General features: G+C 67.3%; 15 protein-coding genes. 8 read left to right on the forward strand and 7 right to left on the reverse strand.

Going from position 1 to position 17,071, the window contains the following annotated elements; all coding sequences use genetic code 11:
- Positions 1-96: 96 nt before the first annotated feature.
- The 6 genes from AC30PD_RS21395 (at position 97) to AC30PD_RS21420 (ending at position 5,740) form a co-directional block, all read left to right on the forward strand.
- Complete coding sequence (locus AC30PD_RS21395) at positions 97-1,710, forward strand: FAD-dependent monooxygenase (protein WP_489537718.1); 1,614 nt, start codon at positions 97-99, stop codon at positions 1,708-1,710.
- A 32-nt stretch (positions 1,711-1,742) separates the two neighbouring features.
- Positions 1,743-2,135 carry a VOC family protein gene (locus tag AC30PD_RS21400; protein ID WP_489537719.1) on the forward strand — a complete coding sequence of 131 codons (393 nt, stop codon included), beginning with the start codon at positions 1,743-1,745 and terminating at the stop codon, positions 2,133-2,135.
- A complete protein-coding gene (locus tag AC30PD_RS21405) occupies positions 2,132-2,947 on the forward strand; it encodes an alpha/beta fold hydrolase (protein ID WP_489537720.1) in 816 nt (271 codons plus the stop codon). The genes AC30PD_RS21400 and AC30PD_RS21405 overlap by 4 nt, the downstream gene beginning before the upstream one ends.
- A 3-nt stretch (positions 2,948-2,950) precedes the next feature.
- The gene (locus tag AC30PD_RS21410) at positions 2,951-3,928 is read left to right on the forward strand and encodes an alpha/beta fold hydrolase (RefSeq protein ID WP_489537721.1); all 978 of its coding nucleotides are present in this window, start codon (positions 2,951-2,953) and stop codon (positions 3,926-3,928) included.
- Positions 3,929-3,972: 44 nt separating this feature from the next.
- On the forward strand, positions 3,973-4,941 hold the full coding sequence (locus tag AC30PD_RS21415; RefSeq protein WP_489537722.1) for a Bug family tripartite tricarboxylate transporter substrate binding protein: 969 nt from the start codon (positions 3,973-3,975) through the stop codon (positions 4,939-4,941).
- A 184-nt stretch (positions 4,942-5,125) separates the two neighbouring features.
- Positions 5,126-5,740 (forward strand): LysE family translocator, encoded by a 615-nt coding sequence (locus tag AC30PD_RS21420; protein ID WP_489537723.1) that lies wholly within the window; start codon positions 5,126-5,128, stop codon positions 5,738-5,740.
- A 4-nt stretch (positions 5,741-5,744) separates the two neighbouring features.
- On the opposite strand, the gene AC30PD_RS21425 is transcribed toward AC30PD_RS21420, so the two are convergent.
- Both AC30PD_RS21425 and AC30PD_RS21430 read right to left on the reverse strand, forming a co-directional pair.
- Complete coding sequence (locus AC30PD_RS21425) at positions 5,745-8,243, reverse strand: ATP-binding protein (protein ID WP_489537724.1); 2,499 nt, start codon at positions 8,241-8,243, stop codon at positions 5,745-5,747.
- 180 nt (positions 8,244-8,423) lie between these two features.
- Positions 8,424-9,221 carry an N-acyl homoserine lactonase family protein gene (locus AC30PD_RS21430; RefSeq protein WP_489537725.1) on the reverse strand — a complete coding sequence of 266 codons (798 nt, stop codon included), beginning with the start codon at positions 9,219-9,221 and terminating at the stop codon, positions 8,424-8,426.
- A gap of 157 nt (positions 9,222-9,378) precedes the next feature.
- Between AC30PD_RS21430 and AC30PD_RS21435 the strand changes: the two genes are divergently transcribed.
- Positions 9,379-10,467: a hypothetical protein gene (locus AC30PD_RS21435; protein ID WP_489537726.1), complete on the forward strand. Its 1,089-nt coding sequence runs from the start codon at positions 9,379-9,381 to the stop codon at positions 10,465-10,467.
- On the opposite strand, the gene AC30PD_RS21440 is transcribed toward AC30PD_RS21435, so the two are convergent.
- From AC30PD_RS21440 to AC30PD_RS21460, 5 genes are all read right to left on the reverse strand, one after another.
- Positions 10,442-10,924, reverse strand: coding sequence for a low molecular weight protein-tyrosine-phosphatase (locus tag AC30PD_RS21440; protein WP_489537727.1), 483 nt, complete (start codon positions 10,922-10,924; stop codon positions 10,442-10,444). The genes AC30PD_RS21435 and AC30PD_RS21440 overlap by 26 nt on opposite strands.
- A gap of 36 nt (positions 10,925-10,960) precedes the next feature.
- Positions 10,961-12,340 carry an alpha/beta fold hydrolase gene (locus AC30PD_RS21445; RefSeq protein WP_489537728.1) on the reverse strand — a complete coding sequence of 460 codons (1,380 nt, stop codon included), beginning with the start codon at positions 12,338-12,340 and terminating at the stop codon, positions 10,961-10,963.
- Positions 12,341-12,378: 38 nt separating this feature from the next.
- Positions 12,379-13,365, reverse strand: a complete 987-nt coding sequence (locus tag AC30PD_RS21450) for a P1 family peptidase (protein ID WP_489537729.1) — start codon at positions 13,363-13,365, stop codon at positions 12,379-12,381.
- Between the two features lie 68 nt (positions 13,366-13,433).
- Positions 13,434-14,573: an acyl-CoA dehydrogenase family protein gene (locus tag AC30PD_RS21455; protein WP_489537730.1), complete on the reverse strand. Its 1,140-nt coding sequence runs from the start codon at positions 14,571-14,573 to the stop codon at positions 13,434-13,436.
- 29 nt (positions 14,574-14,602) lie between these two features.
- Complete coding sequence (locus AC30PD_RS21460) at positions 14,603-15,784, reverse strand: acyl-CoA dehydrogenase family protein (protein ID WP_489537731.1); 1,182 nt, start codon at positions 15,782-15,784, stop codon at positions 14,603-14,605.
- A gap of 104 nt (positions 15,785-15,888) precedes the next feature.
- Between AC30PD_RS21460 and AC30PD_RS21465 the strand changes: the two genes are divergently transcribed.
- Positions 15,889-17,070 carry an MFS transporter gene (locus tag AC30PD_RS21465; protein WP_489537732.1) on the forward strand — a complete coding sequence of 394 codons (1,182 nt, stop codon included), beginning with the start codon at positions 15,889-15,891 and terminating at the stop codon, positions 17,068-17,070.
- The last annotated feature ends 1 nt before the right edge of the window (position 17,071 follow it).

Consider the following 17,071-nt stretch of genomic DNA (forward strand, 5'->3'; position numbering starts at 1 on the left):
CATTGATAGGTCGACAAATTGATATTTGCAATATACATCGCCAGTTTCCAGAATGAACCCATAACGAGCATCCGAAACCATTCGGGAGACAAGAGCATGACCAGTTCGTCATCTACCACCACGCCCGTCGTCATCATCGGCGGCGGCCCCGTTGGCCTCGCCATGGGGTTGCTGCTGCATCGCCACGAGATCCACTGCGTGGTGGTCGAGAAGACCTCTGGAACGACGGACAACCCGAAATCCCGCGGGTGCTGGATCCGCACCATGGAGTTGTTCCGGCAGTGGGGCATCGAGGACAAGGTTCGCGCCCGGGGGTTGCCGGATTCGTCGGACGTCTTCGTGTTCGTGGAGAACATGTCCGGACATGAGTTCGGTCGCACGCGTCCCGAGCCCCGGATCGATCAATCACCCGCCTGGAAGTGTTTGGTGGCCCAGGATGCGGTCGAGGAGGTCCTGCTCGACGCGTTGCGCGACTCGCCTTACACGACCGTTCACTACTCGACCGAGTGCATCAACGTCGAGCAGGATGCCGACGGCGTGACCGCTCGGGTTCGCGCGGTCGAAACCGGCGAGGTCACGACCATTCGCGCCCAGTACGCGATCGCATGCGATGGCGCCGGCAGCCCGACGCGCCGCCAGCTCGACATTCAGATGAAGGGGCCCGCCAACCTCGCCGTCATGGCAAACGACTACTGGCGTGCCGATCTGTCGCGCATCCCGATGACGCGAGACGCCGCGGGCATTCGCGTGATCCCGAAGAATCCGGATGCGCCTTCCTCGATGATCCTCAACACGAACGGCCGGGACCGGTGGCTGATGGTCAGCCAGATCGGCGCCCAGGAGGATGAGCGGCCGCATCCCTGGACCGACGAGGAGGTCATTCAGATCGCACGCGACCAGACCGGCATTGCGGACCTGGACGTGCAGATCATCAATCGCTCGATCTGGCGCGTCAGCAGGCAGGTGGCCGAGACCTTCCGGCGCGGGCGCGTCTTCCTCGCGGGCGACTCTGCGCACCGGTTCCCCCCGACCGGTGGGTTCGGTTTGAACTCGGGAGTCCAGGACGCCCACAGCCTGGCCTGGAAGCTCGCGTTCGTCTTGCGTGGTCAGGCCTCCGAGAGGTTGCTCGACAGCTACGACCCCGAGCGCCGCCCCGTCGCCGAGGCCAATGCTGACTTCAGCGTGGGCAATCGCTTCCGGCTGGAGCACATGCAGGAGGCGTGCATGTCGGGGAACGAGGAGCGAATCCACTTCTGGACCAACGACATGGACAACCACATGCACAGCATCGGCCAGTCGCTGGGCTTCAGCTATGTGTCGGACGCCGTGATCCAGGACGGCACCGTCAAACAGCCGCTCAACTCCAGGTTCTACGAGCCTTCCGACCGACCCGGCGGGCGCTTCCCGCATGTGTGGCTTGATACGGCGCGCAAGCGCTCCACGCTCGATTGGTTCGAACGGGAACTCGTGCTCGTCACGGGAGCGCTCGGCGACGCGTGGCAAGAGGCTGCAGAGGCCGTTCGATCCCGGTTCGAGGTGCCGCTCGCCACGAGAGTGTTGCCGTCCGCGCCGACCGATGCGGGCATTCATATCGGCTTGCGCGGCGCCGTTCTGGTGCGGCCGGACGGCCACGTCGCGTGGCGCATGCCCTATCTGCCCGACGAGCCCGTCGCGGCGCTCTCCGAGGCGGTGAAGGCGATCCTGAAATGATGCGCGTCGGAGGTGTCGCGCACGTCACACTGGTGTGCACCCCGGCGCAGCTGGGCGGCCTGAAAGACTTCTACGAACGCGTCATCGGCCTGGCGCCGGGCGCGAGGCCTTCTTTCGATTTTCCGGGCACCTGGCTCTATGCGGGCGAGGAGCCGATCGTCCACCTGGCCGCCGTGCTTCACGATGCCTCGATCGCTCCGGTTGAATCTTCGCGTTCCGCATTGCCGGGCGGCACCCGGGCGACGGGGTCGATCGACCACATCGCCCTGCGCGCACACGGCACGGTCGACGAAAGCCGCGACCATCTGAAGTGCTGCGGCATCCCGTTTACAGAAGCACCGGTGCCCGACTTTCCGCTCTACCAGCTCTTTCTCAACGATCCCCTCGGCGTGAAGATCGAACTCAACTTCGAGCTTGCGCCATGAGCGGGTCCATTGACTCGACCGAGAGGTTGGCGAGCGTCGAAGCCAACGGCCTGTCGATCGGCTATTCGACCCGAGGCTCGGGGCCGCCGTTGATATTGGTGCACGGCGGGGAAGCCGATCATTCGATGTTCGCCGCGCTCGGCGCGCACTTGGCGCCGCACTTCACCGTCATAGCGTACGACCAGAGGGATTCGGGCGCGACGCGAGACCTGGCGCCATCGCCCCGCGACTACGGCCTCGCGGACATGGGTGACGACGCCGCAGCGTTCATTTCGGCATTGGGCCATGAACGCGCGCACGTCTTCGGCACCTCGCTCGGCGGCCACATCGCGCAAGTGCTTGCGGCACGACATCCCGATCGCATCGATCGCTTGGTGCTGGGCAGCACCTGGAGGGCAGGCCTGGGCTTGATGGCGGTGAATCCTCCGGTCGCCGAGCAGATGTCCGTGTGGCGCGCCGATACCGGCCGCTACGCGCCTGACATCGCGTCGAAGTTTTTTTCCGAGGACTATCTGCGCGCGCATCCAGAGCGCATCGACATGTTTCGTGCAAGTCGCCGCACGGCCGAGCAGAACGCCCGACGTGCGCGGCTGTTGGGCGCTCCTTATGCCATCGGAGCTGGCGAGATCAGAGCGCCCACGCTGTTGTTGATGGGCGAGAACGACGGCTTGATACCGAACGCCGGGACGCGGGCGGTCGCCGGATTCCTGCGCGAGCCCTTGGTGCAGGTCATGGCGAGTGTCGGGCACATCGCGTCGATCGAAGCGCCGGCCGAATTGGCCCGACGGATTGCTGCCTTTCTCACGTCGTAGACCATGCAACCTACCTCCCGCACCTGGCGCGTCGACGCGCATCGATTCCGAAGCGGTGAGGTGCATCGGAACATGCGGCTCGCGTACACCACGCTGGGCGATCCGGGCGCTGACGCTGTGCTCGTCCTGCATGGCACGGGCGGCAGCGGATCGGCCATGCTTTCCGCGCAATTCGGCGACCCCCTGTTCGGCGAGGGCGGCCCGCTCGATGCGCGCCAGCACTTCATCGTGCTTCCCGATGCGTTGGGCCACGGCAAGAGCTCGAAGCCGTCGGATGGCTTGCGAACCGCGTTTCCGCGCTACATGTACTCAGACCTCGTGGACTTGCAACACCGTCTGATGACGGAGGCCCTTGGGCTCGCTCGTTGCAAACTCATCCTGGGCGTGTCGATGGGCGGAATGCACGCATGGGAGTGGGGCGTGCGATTTCCGGATTTCATGCAACACCTCGTGCCGCTCGCCTCGCTTCCGGCGCCCATCGCTGGCCGCAACTGGATGCTGCGACGCCTGTTGATCGACAGCGTGCGGGAAGATCCGCAGTGGCATGGCGGCCACTATGCGCAGCAACCGCCAGGCCTGAGACGCGCCCTCGCCTGGTTCAACACCGCGTCGAACGGCGGGACTCTGGCGCTGCAGCGCCTCGCGCCTACGCGCCAGGCGGCAGATCGGTGGATCGAGGAACGGCTCTCGCTGCCCATTGACGTCGACGCGAACGATCTCGTCTATCAATGGGACTCGTCTCGGGACTATGACCCGTCTGGGGACTTGCATCTGATCCAGGCCAAGGTGTTGGCGATCCTCTCCGGGGACGACGAACGCTGTCCTGAAGCACCACTTCGACAGTTGATGGCAAAGGTTCGCAACGGCCGCATGCGGGTCATTCCCGAGGGTGACTGCACCTGCGGACACGCGACCGTCGGCAACGCCAGCCTCTGGATAGAAGCGCTGAACAAATGGCTCGCCGTTGGCGTGCCAGCGTGACCTGCTGTTCTGAATCACCACCAACAAAACCTGAAGGAGACCCCATGTCAATCCACCGCCGCCACATCGTCGTGCTCGCAGTCGCCGCCCTGATGCCCACGCTGACCCTCGCCCAAACAGCGCTTCCCGATGTCATGAGGGTCATCGTCCCCTTTCCTCCGGGCAACGCACTGGATGCGTCGGCCCGCTGGTTCGGGGAGGCGTACCGCAAGGCGACCGGGCGTACCGTCATCGTCGAAAACAAGCCGGGGGCGGCCACCACCATCGCCGCCTCGGAGGTGTCCCGCTCCAGAGCGGACGGCTCGGTCGTGTTCTGGACGACGGGCAGCCACACCACGACAGCCGTCCTGCAGAAGAAGGTGCCGTACGACCCGGTCGATGGCTTCACGCCCGTGACGATGGCCGCCGACGGCATCGGGTTCATGATGGTGACGAGGGCGAATGCTCCGTTCAACAACATTCAGGACGTGCTGAACGCCGCGAAGAAGGACCCGGGGAAAGTCTCCTACGCGTCCACAGGCAATGGAGGGCCGCCTCATGTCATCGCCACCCAACTCGCCAAGTCCACGGGTGCTGACCTGCTCCACGTTCCTTACCGCGCCGACTTTCTTACCGACCTGATAAGCGGCGTGACCGACGTCATGTTCATGGGCCCGTCGCTCGCGATGCCCTTCATCGAGTCAGGGAAGCTCAAAGGTCTGGCCATGAGCGGGGACAGGCGGTTTCCTGCGCTGCCGAACGTGCCGACGCTCGCCGAGTCTGGCCTGAAAGATGTGCACCTCCCTTCGTACCTTGCCATCTACGCACCGCCGAACATGCCGGCACCCGTGCTCGCGGCATTGCACGAAGGCATCGTCAAGGCATTGAAAGATCCGGTCCTCGTCGCCCAGTTCAAGTCCGTCGGCAACGAGGTCAAGGTCATGTCGCCCGCAGAGTTCAAGGCCTATCTGCAACTGGAAATGCAGACGCTCAAACGCACTCTTCCGCCTTTGGGAATTCAGATGGACATCTGAGAAAGCTGCGATGTCAATGGATTGGGGCAGTGGATGGCCCATTCCCCGAGCGTGATCGGCTGAGTGACCGGCCGCCGTGCGCCACCCCTTGCACAACAGCTGATTTCACAACTTTTCATCCCCCGTGCAGGACGCCCCACGCCCCCAACGGAACACTGCCCGCATCCCATTTGCGAGGCAGTTCATGCACCCCATCGACAACCCCGGCGCCTTCATCGTGGCCATCCTCATCTTCCAGGCGATCCCGGGCCCCGGCACCCTGGCGATCCTGCGCGCCACCGGCCAATACGGCATCAAGGCCGGCTTCGCGTCGGTCTCGGGCACGCTGCTCGGTGGCCTGCTGTGCATGCTGGCGGCGGCCAGTGGGCTCGAGGCGGTGTTTCGTGGGCGGCCCGAGGCGCTGCACCTGTTGCAGACTGCCGGTTCGATGTACCTGGGCTGGATGGGCTGGCGGCTGATGAAAAGCCGCACGCCGGCCGCGGGCGCGGCTGATGCCGGCGCGCCGGGTTGCGGCCGGCACCTGCGGCAAGCGCTGGCGGTGAGCCTGACGAACCCGAAAGTGATCTTGTTCTACTTCGCGCTGCTGCCCTTGTTCTTTCGCGCGCCGGTCACGGCCGAGTCGTTCGGCACCATGGTGGCCTGTGTGTCGGGCATCAGCCTGGTGTGGCAAGGCGGCCTGGTGCTCGCGGGCCACGCGGCGGCGCGGCGCCTCGGCCGCTTGCCTTCGGCGCGCCTGGTGGCGCAGCGCGTGGCGGGCGTGGTGTTGATCGGGTTCGCGGCGAAGCTGCTGTTCTTCTGACCGTCTAGCTCGCCGGGTCGTCTTCGAACAGCAGGCGATCTGCGGCGGCGTCGGGCAACTGCTCGCCGCGCTGCAGGGCGGCCTGAAGGGCAGCCTCGCCGAGCTGCTCGGCGGCCACGCGCTGCGCCTCGCGCCAAGGTGAGTGCTCGTCGGCCGGCAGGCTGGCCCCGTGGCGCGCCAGGCTGGCACGGTGGTGGCCGAGCAACATGGCTGCCACCTGTGCACGGCCTTGCCGCGCTGCCAGCAGCGCGAGCACCTGAAAGACGTCGAGCACGCCGAAACGGCGGCTCCATTGCAGCGCCTCGGTGGCGAAAGCCTGCGCCTCGCCCAGACGGCCCAGGCCGATCAACGCGTTGAGTCGCTGCAACCGATTGTGCGCGCCGATGGCACTGGGCAGCTCGGGGTCGGCGATCGTGTCGAGCCGCTCCAGCGCTTGTGCAAAGCGCCCCATGCCGACGAGCGTGGCCACCAGGTTGCTCTGTGCGTTCTCTGCCACCTGGTGCAGCCCGGCGCGCAGCGCCAGGTCGGCTTCGTCTTCCTGGTGCGGCCAGGCGGCTTCGAAGTCGCCACGGCGCCGGTATTCGAGCGCGAGGCTGCCGCTGAAGACCACGCGGTGGCGCGGCGGCCACTCGGGGTGAGCTTCGAGCAAAGCCTGCGCTTCCTGGCGCGCGGCGTCGAACGCCTGCTCTTCTAGCAGGCGCGAACGCAGCAGCGGGATGAGGCTCCAGAACAGGCCGCTCGCATCGCCGCGCTCGCGCTCGATGCTGCAGGCGTTGCGCGCCGCTTCGACCGTGCGCGGCCCGCGCACGAAAGACTGAAAGCGTGCCAGCTCGCGCCACCAGGCCGCGCGCAGCGGCGCCGAAACCGCGGGGCCGATCAGCGGCTCGCAGGCTTCGACCCAGCCGGCGGCCTCTCCGAGCCACTCGGTCCAGGTGGCCACACTGCCCGCCGCCAGGGTGAGCTCGATCGCGGCGGCCGGGTCGTGCGCACGCGCCCAGGCCAGCGCCTCGGGCACGTTGCCGAGCTCGCGCACGGCGACGAGGTCGACACCGCCGGCGGTGGCTTTCGCCATCGTGGCGGTCAGCGCACGAACGGCGCGTGCCTGCACTTCGTCGCGCTCGCCGCTGGCGTCGAGTTGCGCCAGCGCGTAGGCGCGCATCGTCTCGAGCAGCCGGTAGCGCGGCGGGTCTTCGTGCAGGCTCGCCACGAGCGAGCGGTCGACGAGCTCGGCGAGCGTGTCGATCAGCGACCAGCGGTCGTCGCCCTCGTCGCCGGTGACTGCCACGGCCAGTTCGAGCGAGAAGCCGCTCGCGAACACCCCCAGGCGCCGAAACGAACGCTGTTCAGCGGGCCCGAGCAGCTCGTGGCTCCATTGCATCGCGGCCTGCAGGCTCTTGTGCCGTGCCGGCGCGTCGCGGCGGCCGCGCCTCAGCACCACCAGGCGCTGGTCGAGCGCCGCCAGCACACCGGGCAGCCCCAACAGCGGCACCATCGGCGCGGCCATCTCGAGCGCGAGCGGCAGGCCGTCGAGGCGTGCGCACAAAGTTCGCAGCAAGGGCAGGGCATCGCGCTCGACCCGAAAGCGTGGGTCGGCGGCGCGCATGCGATCGAGCAGCAGCTGCACTGGCGCGGCGCCGAGTGCTTCGTCGTCGCTCAGCCCGTCGGCCGGTGGCAAGAGCGGCTCGAGCGCCTGCACCTGCTCGGCGGCGACACGCAGCGGCAGCTGGCTCGTGACCAGCAGCGCGAGCGTGGGCGCGGCATCGCGCAGCGTGGCCACGAGCTCGGCCACGGCGTCGACCACGTGCTCGGCGTTGTCGAGCACCAGCAGAAAGTCACCACCATCGAGCGCGCCGGCCAGCGCTGCGCGCAAGTCGTCGGCCGAGCCGTGCGAAGCGATGTGCAGCGCGCGGCATAACGCACCTGTGAGCTGTGTGCCATCGGCCAGCGCCGCGAGCTCGACCCACGCATGGCGCCCGGGCGCGCGCCGCGCCATCACCGCGCGGGCCAGCACGGTCTTGCCGACACCGCCGGGCCCGACCAGCGTGACGCAGGCGCCGGGCTGCAGCGCGGCTTCGAGCCGCGCCCGGTCGGCCTCGCGGCCGAAGAGCAGCGGGCCGCTCGGCGGCGCCAGCGCGGGAGCGGCAGCCGGTGTGGGTGGCGCGGCATGCTCGGCCTGCGCGGCAGTCGCGGCAGGCGCCGCACCTCGCCGCACCGCTGCGGTGAAGCGGTAGCCGCTGCCGGGCACGGTCGCGATCAGCTCGTTGCCGATGGTCTTGCGCAGCGCCGCGATCTGCGCCGCGATGTTGTTCTCTTCCACCACCCGCCCCGCCCAGACCGAATCCAGCAGATCGCTCTTGGTGACGAGGCTGCCCGCGCGTTCTGCGAGCGCCAGCAGCAGGTCGAAGGCCCGCGCGCGCAAGACCACCGGCTCGCTGTCGCGCAACAGCCGGCGCTGCAGGGGCTGAAGCTCGAACCGGTCGAAGAACAAGGGCGAGTCGGACATGGGTGGCGAAAGGGGCCTCGGCAGGGCTTGCCACGAGACTATCAGGCGCGCCCGTGAAGCTGCTGCTTTCGATTCCTGCCGCGGTGCTGCTCGCATCGCCGTGCTGGGCTCAGCCAGTCACGAACCTGGACGGTGCTTCTTCCAGGTCGAGAAACCCTGACGCAGCACTTGCCTGTTGGCTTACTTCGCCGCAGCCGGGAAGGCCGGCAGCTTGCCGATGTCGCGCGGGTCGTGCTGGATGATGACCGTCGCCTTCAGGTTCTTCTGGATCTGCTTCATGCGTTGGATGGAAGCGAGCGTCTGCGCGCGGTCGAAGTTGAAGCCCGGCACACCTTCGTTTTCGTAGTTCTCGTGGAAGTGGACGGCGTCACCGCTCAGGATCACGGGCCCCATCTCTTTGAGACGAACGAGCAGAACGCTGTGCCCGGGTGTGTGGCCTGGGGCGCGCAACATCATGACGCTGCCGTCTTCGAACACGTCCTTGTCGACACTCAGCGGCTCGACCTTGCGCTTCTCGGCGATCCACTCGGTGAGCCCCTTCACGTTCGCACCGCCCATCGGCGGATTGGCGTTGAGACCATCCCAATCGCCCTTGCCAATGAGCAAGGTCGCATTCTTGAACGGCCCCAACTGGCCGGTGTGGTCAGCGTGAAAATGGCTGACGCCGACGTACTTCACGTCTTCCGGATTGACGTTGATCTGCTTCAGAAGATCGGCCAGGGGTTTGTTGGTCGCACTGGGAACGGAGCCTGGCAGGTAGCCCGTGTCCCACACCATGACTTGCGAACCGTGCCGGATGACGTAGCAGCTGAACGTGAAAGGCTTCGTCGTCTCGCTGTAGGCGTAGGTGTCACTGAATCGCCGCGGGTCGTTCGTTCCGCTTCCGCACTCTAGCCGTGTCAGCGTGAGCTCCTGGGCCGCCACCGAAGCCGAGAAAAACGCGCTCACCCCGAGCGCCCACCAGAAGCGTGACTTCATCTTGTCTCCTTGCACATGTCGTGTTGGCGACGATACCGCCTTTCAGAACGCCCTGCGCTGCAGCGGGATGACATTGTCCGAGGGTGCGTCTGGTTGCCTGCATTCGCGACCGCAAATCATGCTGCAATAGAAGCCTCAACAGCGGACGGAGAAGCCCATGGCCGAAACCACCATCCTCGAGCGAGATCTTTCCAAGTCGCTGAAAGCGAAGTACGTCGACTTGCCGAAGATGCCGGTCAGCGTGGGCCTGACGATGGACGCCGCGCTCGAGAAGCTGGCCAAGAGCGGCAAAGAGAGTTTTCGGCTGCAGCAGCTGGCCGACGCCGCCAACGGCGCCATCGACAAGTGGGTCGGCGCCTTCCAGTCGTCGATCGACTCGGTGGAGCGCAAGTTGCCGGCGCTTGGGCCCAAAGAGGCGAAAGAAAAGATCGCCGAGCTGAGCGACGTGCTCGTCAAGTACAGCAAGCAGCTCGAGCCCACGGTCGACAAGGCGATCGAAGCCGAATGGAAGGCGATCTGCGCCAGGAACAAGGCCCTCACCGTCTACAAGATCAAGAGCCGGCTGAAGATCACCGTCGCGGTGCTCACGGCCGGGGCCAACGTGCTGAGCCTGTTCGCCACGGCGGGTGCCGACGTGATGTCGGCGGTGAGCCTGGTCAACGTGGTGGCAAACCTGGCGGCGCAGTACCACCGCGAGAGCATGGAGATCTTCAAGCACTACGACCGGCTGGCCGACATGATGGTGTCGCTCGACGACACCGTGCGCAGCGACGTGATCGGTGGCTTCAAGGAAACCGTGAAGGGCCTGGCCGCCGACGCGTCGCCGGTGCTGGGCCGCTTCGTCAAGAGCACCAAGGCGGCCGAGATCGAACTCGAGTCGCTGCGCCGCAAGTTCGTGGCGGCCGAAAACGATGCCGACAACATCGTCGGCGACATCAACAAGGCCCAGGCCAAGATCGAGAAGCTGGGGCGCGACGGGATCGACGCCAAGGTCTACGCGCAGATCGAAGCGCTGCAAGGCAACATCGACAAGCTGCTGAAAGACCTGGTCGCCTCGCGCAAGCTGCTGCGCGAAGCCGAGACCGATCTCGACGAGTGGGAGGCCGCGCTGGCCGCCTGGAACCGCCAGAACCCCTTCAAGGCGGCCATCAAGAAGGGCGGCACGGGCGCGAAGAACGCGAGCCTGGTGGCCGGCATTGCCGCCACCACCCTGAAGACGATCAGCGTGTTGAAGGCGCTGCTGTAGCGGCCTGCAACACGCCTTCGCATAAAGCTTCGACCAGGTCGAGCACCTGCTCGAAGTGCTCGGCCTCGCCGTAATAGGGGTCGGGCACGCCGCCCGCCGGCACCCGCTCGCTGAATTCGGCAGCGCGCCGCAGCTTGTGGGCGTGCTGCGGCGGGCACATGCCACGCAGCCGGTGGTGGTGGCCGGCGTCCATCGCGACGACCCAGTCGACCTGCTCGAAACTGCGCGGCGTGAAGTGCCGCGCACGCTGGGCCGAGATGTCGTAGCCGCGCCGCAGCGCATGCGCCTGGCTGCGCGGGTCGGGTGGCGCGCCGGCGTGCCAGCCATCGAGCCCGGCCGAACTCACGTCGATGTGGTCGTCCAGGCCGCGCTGCCGGGCCAGGTGCCGCAACACGCCTTCGGCCGTGGGGCTGCGGCAGATGTTGCCGGTGCAGACGAAGACGATGCGCTGGGGCATGGCGGGTGCGGGCGGCTCGGGCCGTACGTCAGTTCGTCAATACGTCAGTTCGAGATAGACCAGCTCGTTGTTCGCCGCCGGCCAGGCGCGGCCCACGATGCGTTCGCCGTTGAACTCGCCCACCACCGCGCGGCCGGCGCCTTCGGTGAGCTTGAGCTTCGAGCTCGACACGCCGGCGGTGCCGGTGGGCACGCCCGGTGGCGCCTTGCCGTCGAGGCTGATCTGGTCGCGCGGCAAGCCGAAGTAACCGCGCGGCCGCTCGAAGGTGATGATGGAAGCCGCGCCCTTGTCGGCGTCGGCCAAACGGGCGGGCCGCAAGCTCACCACGTTCGACGAGCGCGAGAACGGCGAGCGGTACACGTGCGTGGTGGCGTAGCCGGCGGCCGTGATCACGAACTCGTGATGCGTTTCGGGGCTGGTGGTGAACGGGCCCCAGCGGCCGTCGGCTCCCACGGTCTTGCGGTACACCGCGGCGCCGATGCGCTCGCCGGTGCTGGCGTTCGTGGCGAACACTTCGACCGTGGCGCCGGCCAGCGGCAGGTTGTTGGCGAAGGTGCCTTGTGTGTTGTTCAGCCCGAGCCCGCTGAGCTTGCCGTCGAGCACCACCTGCGCTTGCGGCGTGACGGCCAGGGTGGCCGGCACGTTGCCGGTGATGAAGCGGTAGCCCTGTTCGAAGGCCTTGGCGCTGAACGATGTTTCGCGGTGGTCGATGCCATTGATCACCACGTTCTGTGCGCCCGTGAGTTCGGGCCCGACCGCGGTGACGTTGGTGGCCGTGCCTTTCTGGCCGATCCACACGCCGTCGGCCTGTGCGAACTTGTCGTTGTTGTCGGAGCGCACGGTCAGCCACTTCACGCCGGGCGTCACTTCGTTGCCGCCCATCGCGGGCGAATTGTTCAATGCCTTGAGAAACGGCCCGGTGCCGTTGAACTCGCTGTTCGGCAAGAAGGCCTGGAAAGCCCACACGCCGTGGTTGGGTGTGCCGCCCAGAATGGCGTGCGACACCTTGGCGGCACCGCCGCCGTTGGCGATGTAGTTGCGGATGGCGTTGCCACCGCGCGAGTTGCCCATCAGCACCACTTTCGTGGCGCCGGTGGCCTGGAGCACCTTGTCGACTTCGGCCGAGAGGTATTGCATGTGCTCGGCGGTCGAAGTACGGCCGTCTTGCGGCTTGCCGTCGTCGTCACGCGCGAGCGGGTAGGGCAGGTCGATGGCGTGCAGGCGCTCGCGCGGCCAGCCGTTCGATTCGAAGCGCCAGATCGTGGTCGTCCACACTGCAGCAGCGTCGCCATTGCCGTGCACGAACACGATCGGCGGCTGCGAAGCCGTGGAGGTGGGGCCGCTGGCGCAGGCGGTGAGCAGTGCGGCAGCGGCCGCGCCGAGCAGAAGCAGGCGGCGTGAAAACAGCGAGGTCATGGCGGCGGGTCTCCGGCCTTTGGGGAAACTGATGATTTTCAGAGATCGCGCGCGGCGGGCAAGTGCGGCAGACCCGGGGTGTCGAGCGTGTTCGCCGCCTGCACCGCGCGCACCACGGCGGTGGCCATCACGTCGGCCGCGAGCGCGCCGATCAGCGTGAGGTTGCCGCTCGCACCGCTGGCGCCGGTGGCCAGCGCGAAGATGGTGTCGCCGTCGCCCATGGTGTGCACCGGGTTGATGCTGCGTGCGAAGCCGTCGTGCGCCATCTGCGCGAGCTTGTTGGCCTGTGCCTTGGTGAGCACCGCGTCGGTCGCGACCACGCCGATCGTGGTGGCCGCCCCGGGTTGCAGGTGCGCCGGCACGTCGCCGCGGCGCAGTGCCTGCATCGTGCCGAGCAGGGCGTTGCCGTCGGTGGTGCGGGCGCCGGCGATCGTCTGGCCAGTCGCGGGGTCGACCACGTCGCCGATGGCGTTCACGGCGACCAGCGCCGCGACCGTGACGCCACCCACCGTGACCGACGCGCTGCCCAGCCCGCCGCGCATCGCGCGATCGATGCCGAAGAGTTTGCCGACCGCCGCACCGGTGCCGGCGCCGACGTTGCCTTGCGCCACCGGGGCGGCGCTCGCGGCTTCACAGGCGGCGTAGCCCGAGGCGGCGTCGGGGCGGATGGCCGGGTCACCGACCCACAGGTCGAACAGGATGGCTGCCGGCACGATCGGCACGCGTGCCGGGCCCACCGGCACGCCGAAGCCTCGTTCGTCGAGCCAGCGCATCACGCCGCCGGCGGCGTCGAGGCCGAAGGCGCTGCCACCGGCGAGCACGATCGCGTGCACCTGCTCGACAGCGTTCAGCGGCGACAGCAACTCGGTCTCGCGCGTGCCCGGAGCCGCCCCGCGCACGTCCACGCCAGCGACCGCGCCTTCGGGCGTGAGCACCACGGTGACGCCGGTGGGCCGGCGCGTGTCGGTGAAGTGGCCGACGCGCAGCCCGCGCACGTCGGTGAGGCTGTCGGGTGCTTCTGCCATGCCGGTCAGCCTGCGTCGCGCAGCGGCCGGCTCAGAGCGCTGTCAGGCGAAAACACCTGCGGTGCGCATCAGGCAAAAACACCTGCCGTGTTTTGCATCCGCGCCGACACTTCGCCGAGCTGGTGCATGGTGTCGCCGTAGCTCATTTCCATCACGGTCAGGCGCTTGAAGTAGTGGCTCGCCACGTACTCGTCGGTCACGCCGATGCCGCCGTGCAGCTGGATGCACTGCTGGCCCACGAAGCGCATCGACTGGCCGAGCTGCAGCTTGGCCTGCGCCAGCGCGCGGCGGCGGGCCGCTGCCGGCTCGTTCAGCTTGAGCGATGCGAAGAAGCTCATCGAACGTGCCAGCTCGAGCTGCATCTTCACGTCGGCCATGCGGTGGCGCAGGGCCTGGAAGGTGCCGATCGCCACGCCGAACTGCTTGCGCGTGTTCATGTACTCGACCGTGATCGCGACGAGCTTGTCCATCGCGCCCACCGCTTCGGCGCAGAGAGCGGCGATGCCGATGTCGACAGCGTGTTCGAGCTCGGCGAAGGCCGGGCCGGCGGCGAGCAGTTCGATCGCGTCGGCATCGGTGAGCGTGAGGTCGGCCGCGCAGGCGCCGTCTTGCGTGGGGTAGCCGCGCACGGCCACGCCTTTTTCACCCTTCGAGACGACGAAGAGCGCAATGCCCGAAGCATCGTCGACCGCACCGCTCACGCGCGCCGGCACGATGAACGCACCGGCGTGGGCACCGGCCGGCACCATGGTCTTCGTGCCCGTGAGCTGCCAGGTGCCGCCGACGTTCTTCGCAGTGGTTTGCACGTGCGCCAGGCGGTAGCGCGACTGGCGCTCCTGGTGCGCCAGCGCGACGAGTTGTTTGCCTTCGGCGATGCCCTGCAGCCACAGCGCGGCCGAAGGCGAATGACCCGCGCTCAGCAGGTGCGTGGCGACGAGCGCCACCGGCGCGAAAGGCTCGAGCACGATGCCGCGCCCCAGCTCTTCCATGACCACCATCGCGTCGACCGGGCCGAAACCCATGCCGCCGTTCGCTTCGGGCACCTGCAGGCCGAGCAGACCCAGATCGGCCAGGTCTTGCCAGGCGGTTTTCGAGAAGCCGCCTTGCTTGACGATGCTGCGGCGCTGCTCGAAGGTGTAGGCCTTGTCGACCCACTTGCGCACCGAGTCGCGCAGCATTTCCTGGTCGTCGCTGAAATCGAAGTCCATGACAGTTCCTTGTGTTCTGTGCGAGCGGCTCAGCCCATCACCGTTTGAGCGACGATGTTGCGTTGAACTTCATTGCTGCCACCGTAGATCGTGGTCTTGCGCATGTTGAAGTAGGTGCCGGCGAGCGGTGCCACGAAGGCCGAGCCCGCGGCTTGGTCGCCTTGCCAGCCGGCTTCCATCGCTTCCTTGATGAAGGGCACGGCCGAGGGGCCGGCGGCCAGCATCATCAGCTCGCTGTAGCGCTGCTGGATCTCGCTGCCGCGGATCTTCAGCAGGCCGGCCACGTCGAGCGCGGCCTTGCCGCTCTTCTCTGCCGACAGCACGCGCAGCACCATCATCTCGAGCGCGACCACGTCGACTTCGAGCTTGGCCACTTCGTCGCGGAAGCGCATGTCGTCGTACACGCCCTCGGCCTTGGCGATTCGCTTCAGGCGCTCGAGCTCGCGCTTGGCGCGGTTCACGTCGGCGATGTTGGTGCGCTCGTGGGCCAGCAGGTGCTTGGCGTACGTCCAGCCTTTGTTCTCTTCGCCGATCAGGTTGTCGGCCGGCACCTCGACGTTGTCGAACCACACCTCGTTGACTTCGTGCTCGCCGTCCAGCGTGATGATGGGGCGCACGCTGACACCCGGGCTCTTCATGTCGATCAGCAGGAAGCTGATGCCGGTCTGCGGCTTGCCTTCGTTGCTGGTGCGCACCAGGCAGAAGATCCAGTCGCCGTGCTGGCCGAGCGTGGTCCAGGTTTTCTGGCCGTTGACAATGTAGTAGTCGCCCTTGCGCTCGGCCTTGGTCTTGACCGAAGCCAGGTCGGAACCCGAACCCGGTTCGCTGTAACCCTGGCTCCACCAGACCTCGCCACTCATGATGCCGGGCAGGAAACGCTTCTGCTGTTCGGCGTTGCCGAAGGCCATGATCACCGGCGCCACCATCACCGGGCCGAACGGGATCACGCGCGGCGCACCGGCCAGTGCGCATTCTTCTTCGAACAGGTGTTTCTGGATCGCGTTCCAGCCCGGACCGCCGAACTGCGTGGGCCAGGCCCACCCGTGCCAGCCCTTCTTGCCGAGGATTCGGGCCCAGCGCTGCAGGTCTTCTTTCGACAGGCGCAGCGCGTTGTGCACCTTGTGGCTGATGTCTTTGGGCAGGTTCTCGGCCACCCAGCCGCGAATCTGCTCGCGGAAGGCTTGTTCTTCGGGGGTGAAATTCAGGTCCATGGTGGCTTGTCTCCGTGCTGTGCGGGGTCGACCCGGGTTTTAGCACGACCGTGCCATTTTTTGCTGTCCCTGCCGTGACAAACCCCCTCCCGATAATCCCATGGATGAACCCGCCGAGCTTTCGCGCGACGGTCAGCGCGCTCGCCGCCGGGCAACTCGTGTGCTGGGCCGCGCTGTACTACGCCTTTTCTTCCTTCGTGCTGCCCATGCAGCGTGCTTTCGGCTGGAGCAAGCCGCAGATGATGGGCGCGTTCACACTCGGCCTGGCGGTTTGGGGCGCGACCACCTACGCGGTGGGCGCCGCGATCGACCGCGGCCGCGGGCGCGCGGTGATGGCCTGGGGCGCCGTGCTGGCCGGTGCGGGTTTTCTGATCTGGTCGCGCGTCGACAGCCTGCCGTGGTTGTATGGGGCGTGGGCGCTGCTCGGCGCCTCGATGGCGATGACGCTTTACGAGCCCGCGTTCAACGTGCTCACGAAACGCTTTCCTGAAAAGTACCGCGAAGGCATCACCGCGCTCACGCTGGTGGGCGGCTTCGCCAGCACCCTGTCGTTCCCCGCCGCGGCGTGGTTGCTCTCGTTGTTCGACTGGCGCGGCGCGCTCGCGGTGATCGGTGCGGTGCTGGCCTTGCTGGTTGCGCCGCTGCACGCCTGGGCGCTGCGTGGCACGCCGCTCGTGCAGCGTGCGTCCGCGAAGCACGACGCTGCCGACGACGCGACGCTGCACGACGCACTGCGCGAGCCGGCGTTCTGGCTGCTCACTGCCACCTTCACGCTCTATTCTTTCGCGGCCGCGGCCTTGTGGGCCCACATGATGCCGGCGTTCGCGGCCAAGGGCTTGTCTGAAACGCAGGCGCTCGCGGTGGTGGTGTGGTTCGGGCCGGCGCAGGTGGCCGGGCGGCTCGCTTACCTCGGCTTCGGCCGCTGGGTCTCGGCGCGCAGCCTGGGCCTGATGGTCCTGGGCGGCTTGCCGGTGTCGCTGGCGATCTTTGCGCTCGCCGACCAGACGTTCGCACTGCTCGTGTTCGCGCTCTTGTTCGGCGTGGCCAACGGGCTCGTGACGATCGTGCGCGGCAGTCTCGTGCCCGAGTACTTCGGCCGCGAACACGTCGGCCGCATCAGCGGCGCGATGAGCGGCATCACCTTGCTGGCGCGCGCCGCGGCGCCGCTGGCCACCGCGTGGCTGCTGCTCGCGCTCGCCGGTTACCGCGAGATGCTGCTGGTGCTTTCGGCCACCGGCGTGGGGGCGGTGGCCGCGTTCGCGCTGGCGAAGGAGCCGCTGCGTTGAG

Origin of the sequence: Rhizobacter sp., from assembly GCF_032229685.1 — a bacterium.
In the GTDB taxonomy this organism is placed as follows: domain Bacteria; phylum Pseudomonadota; class Gammaproteobacteria; order Burkholderiales; family Burkholderiaceae_C; genus LMDS01.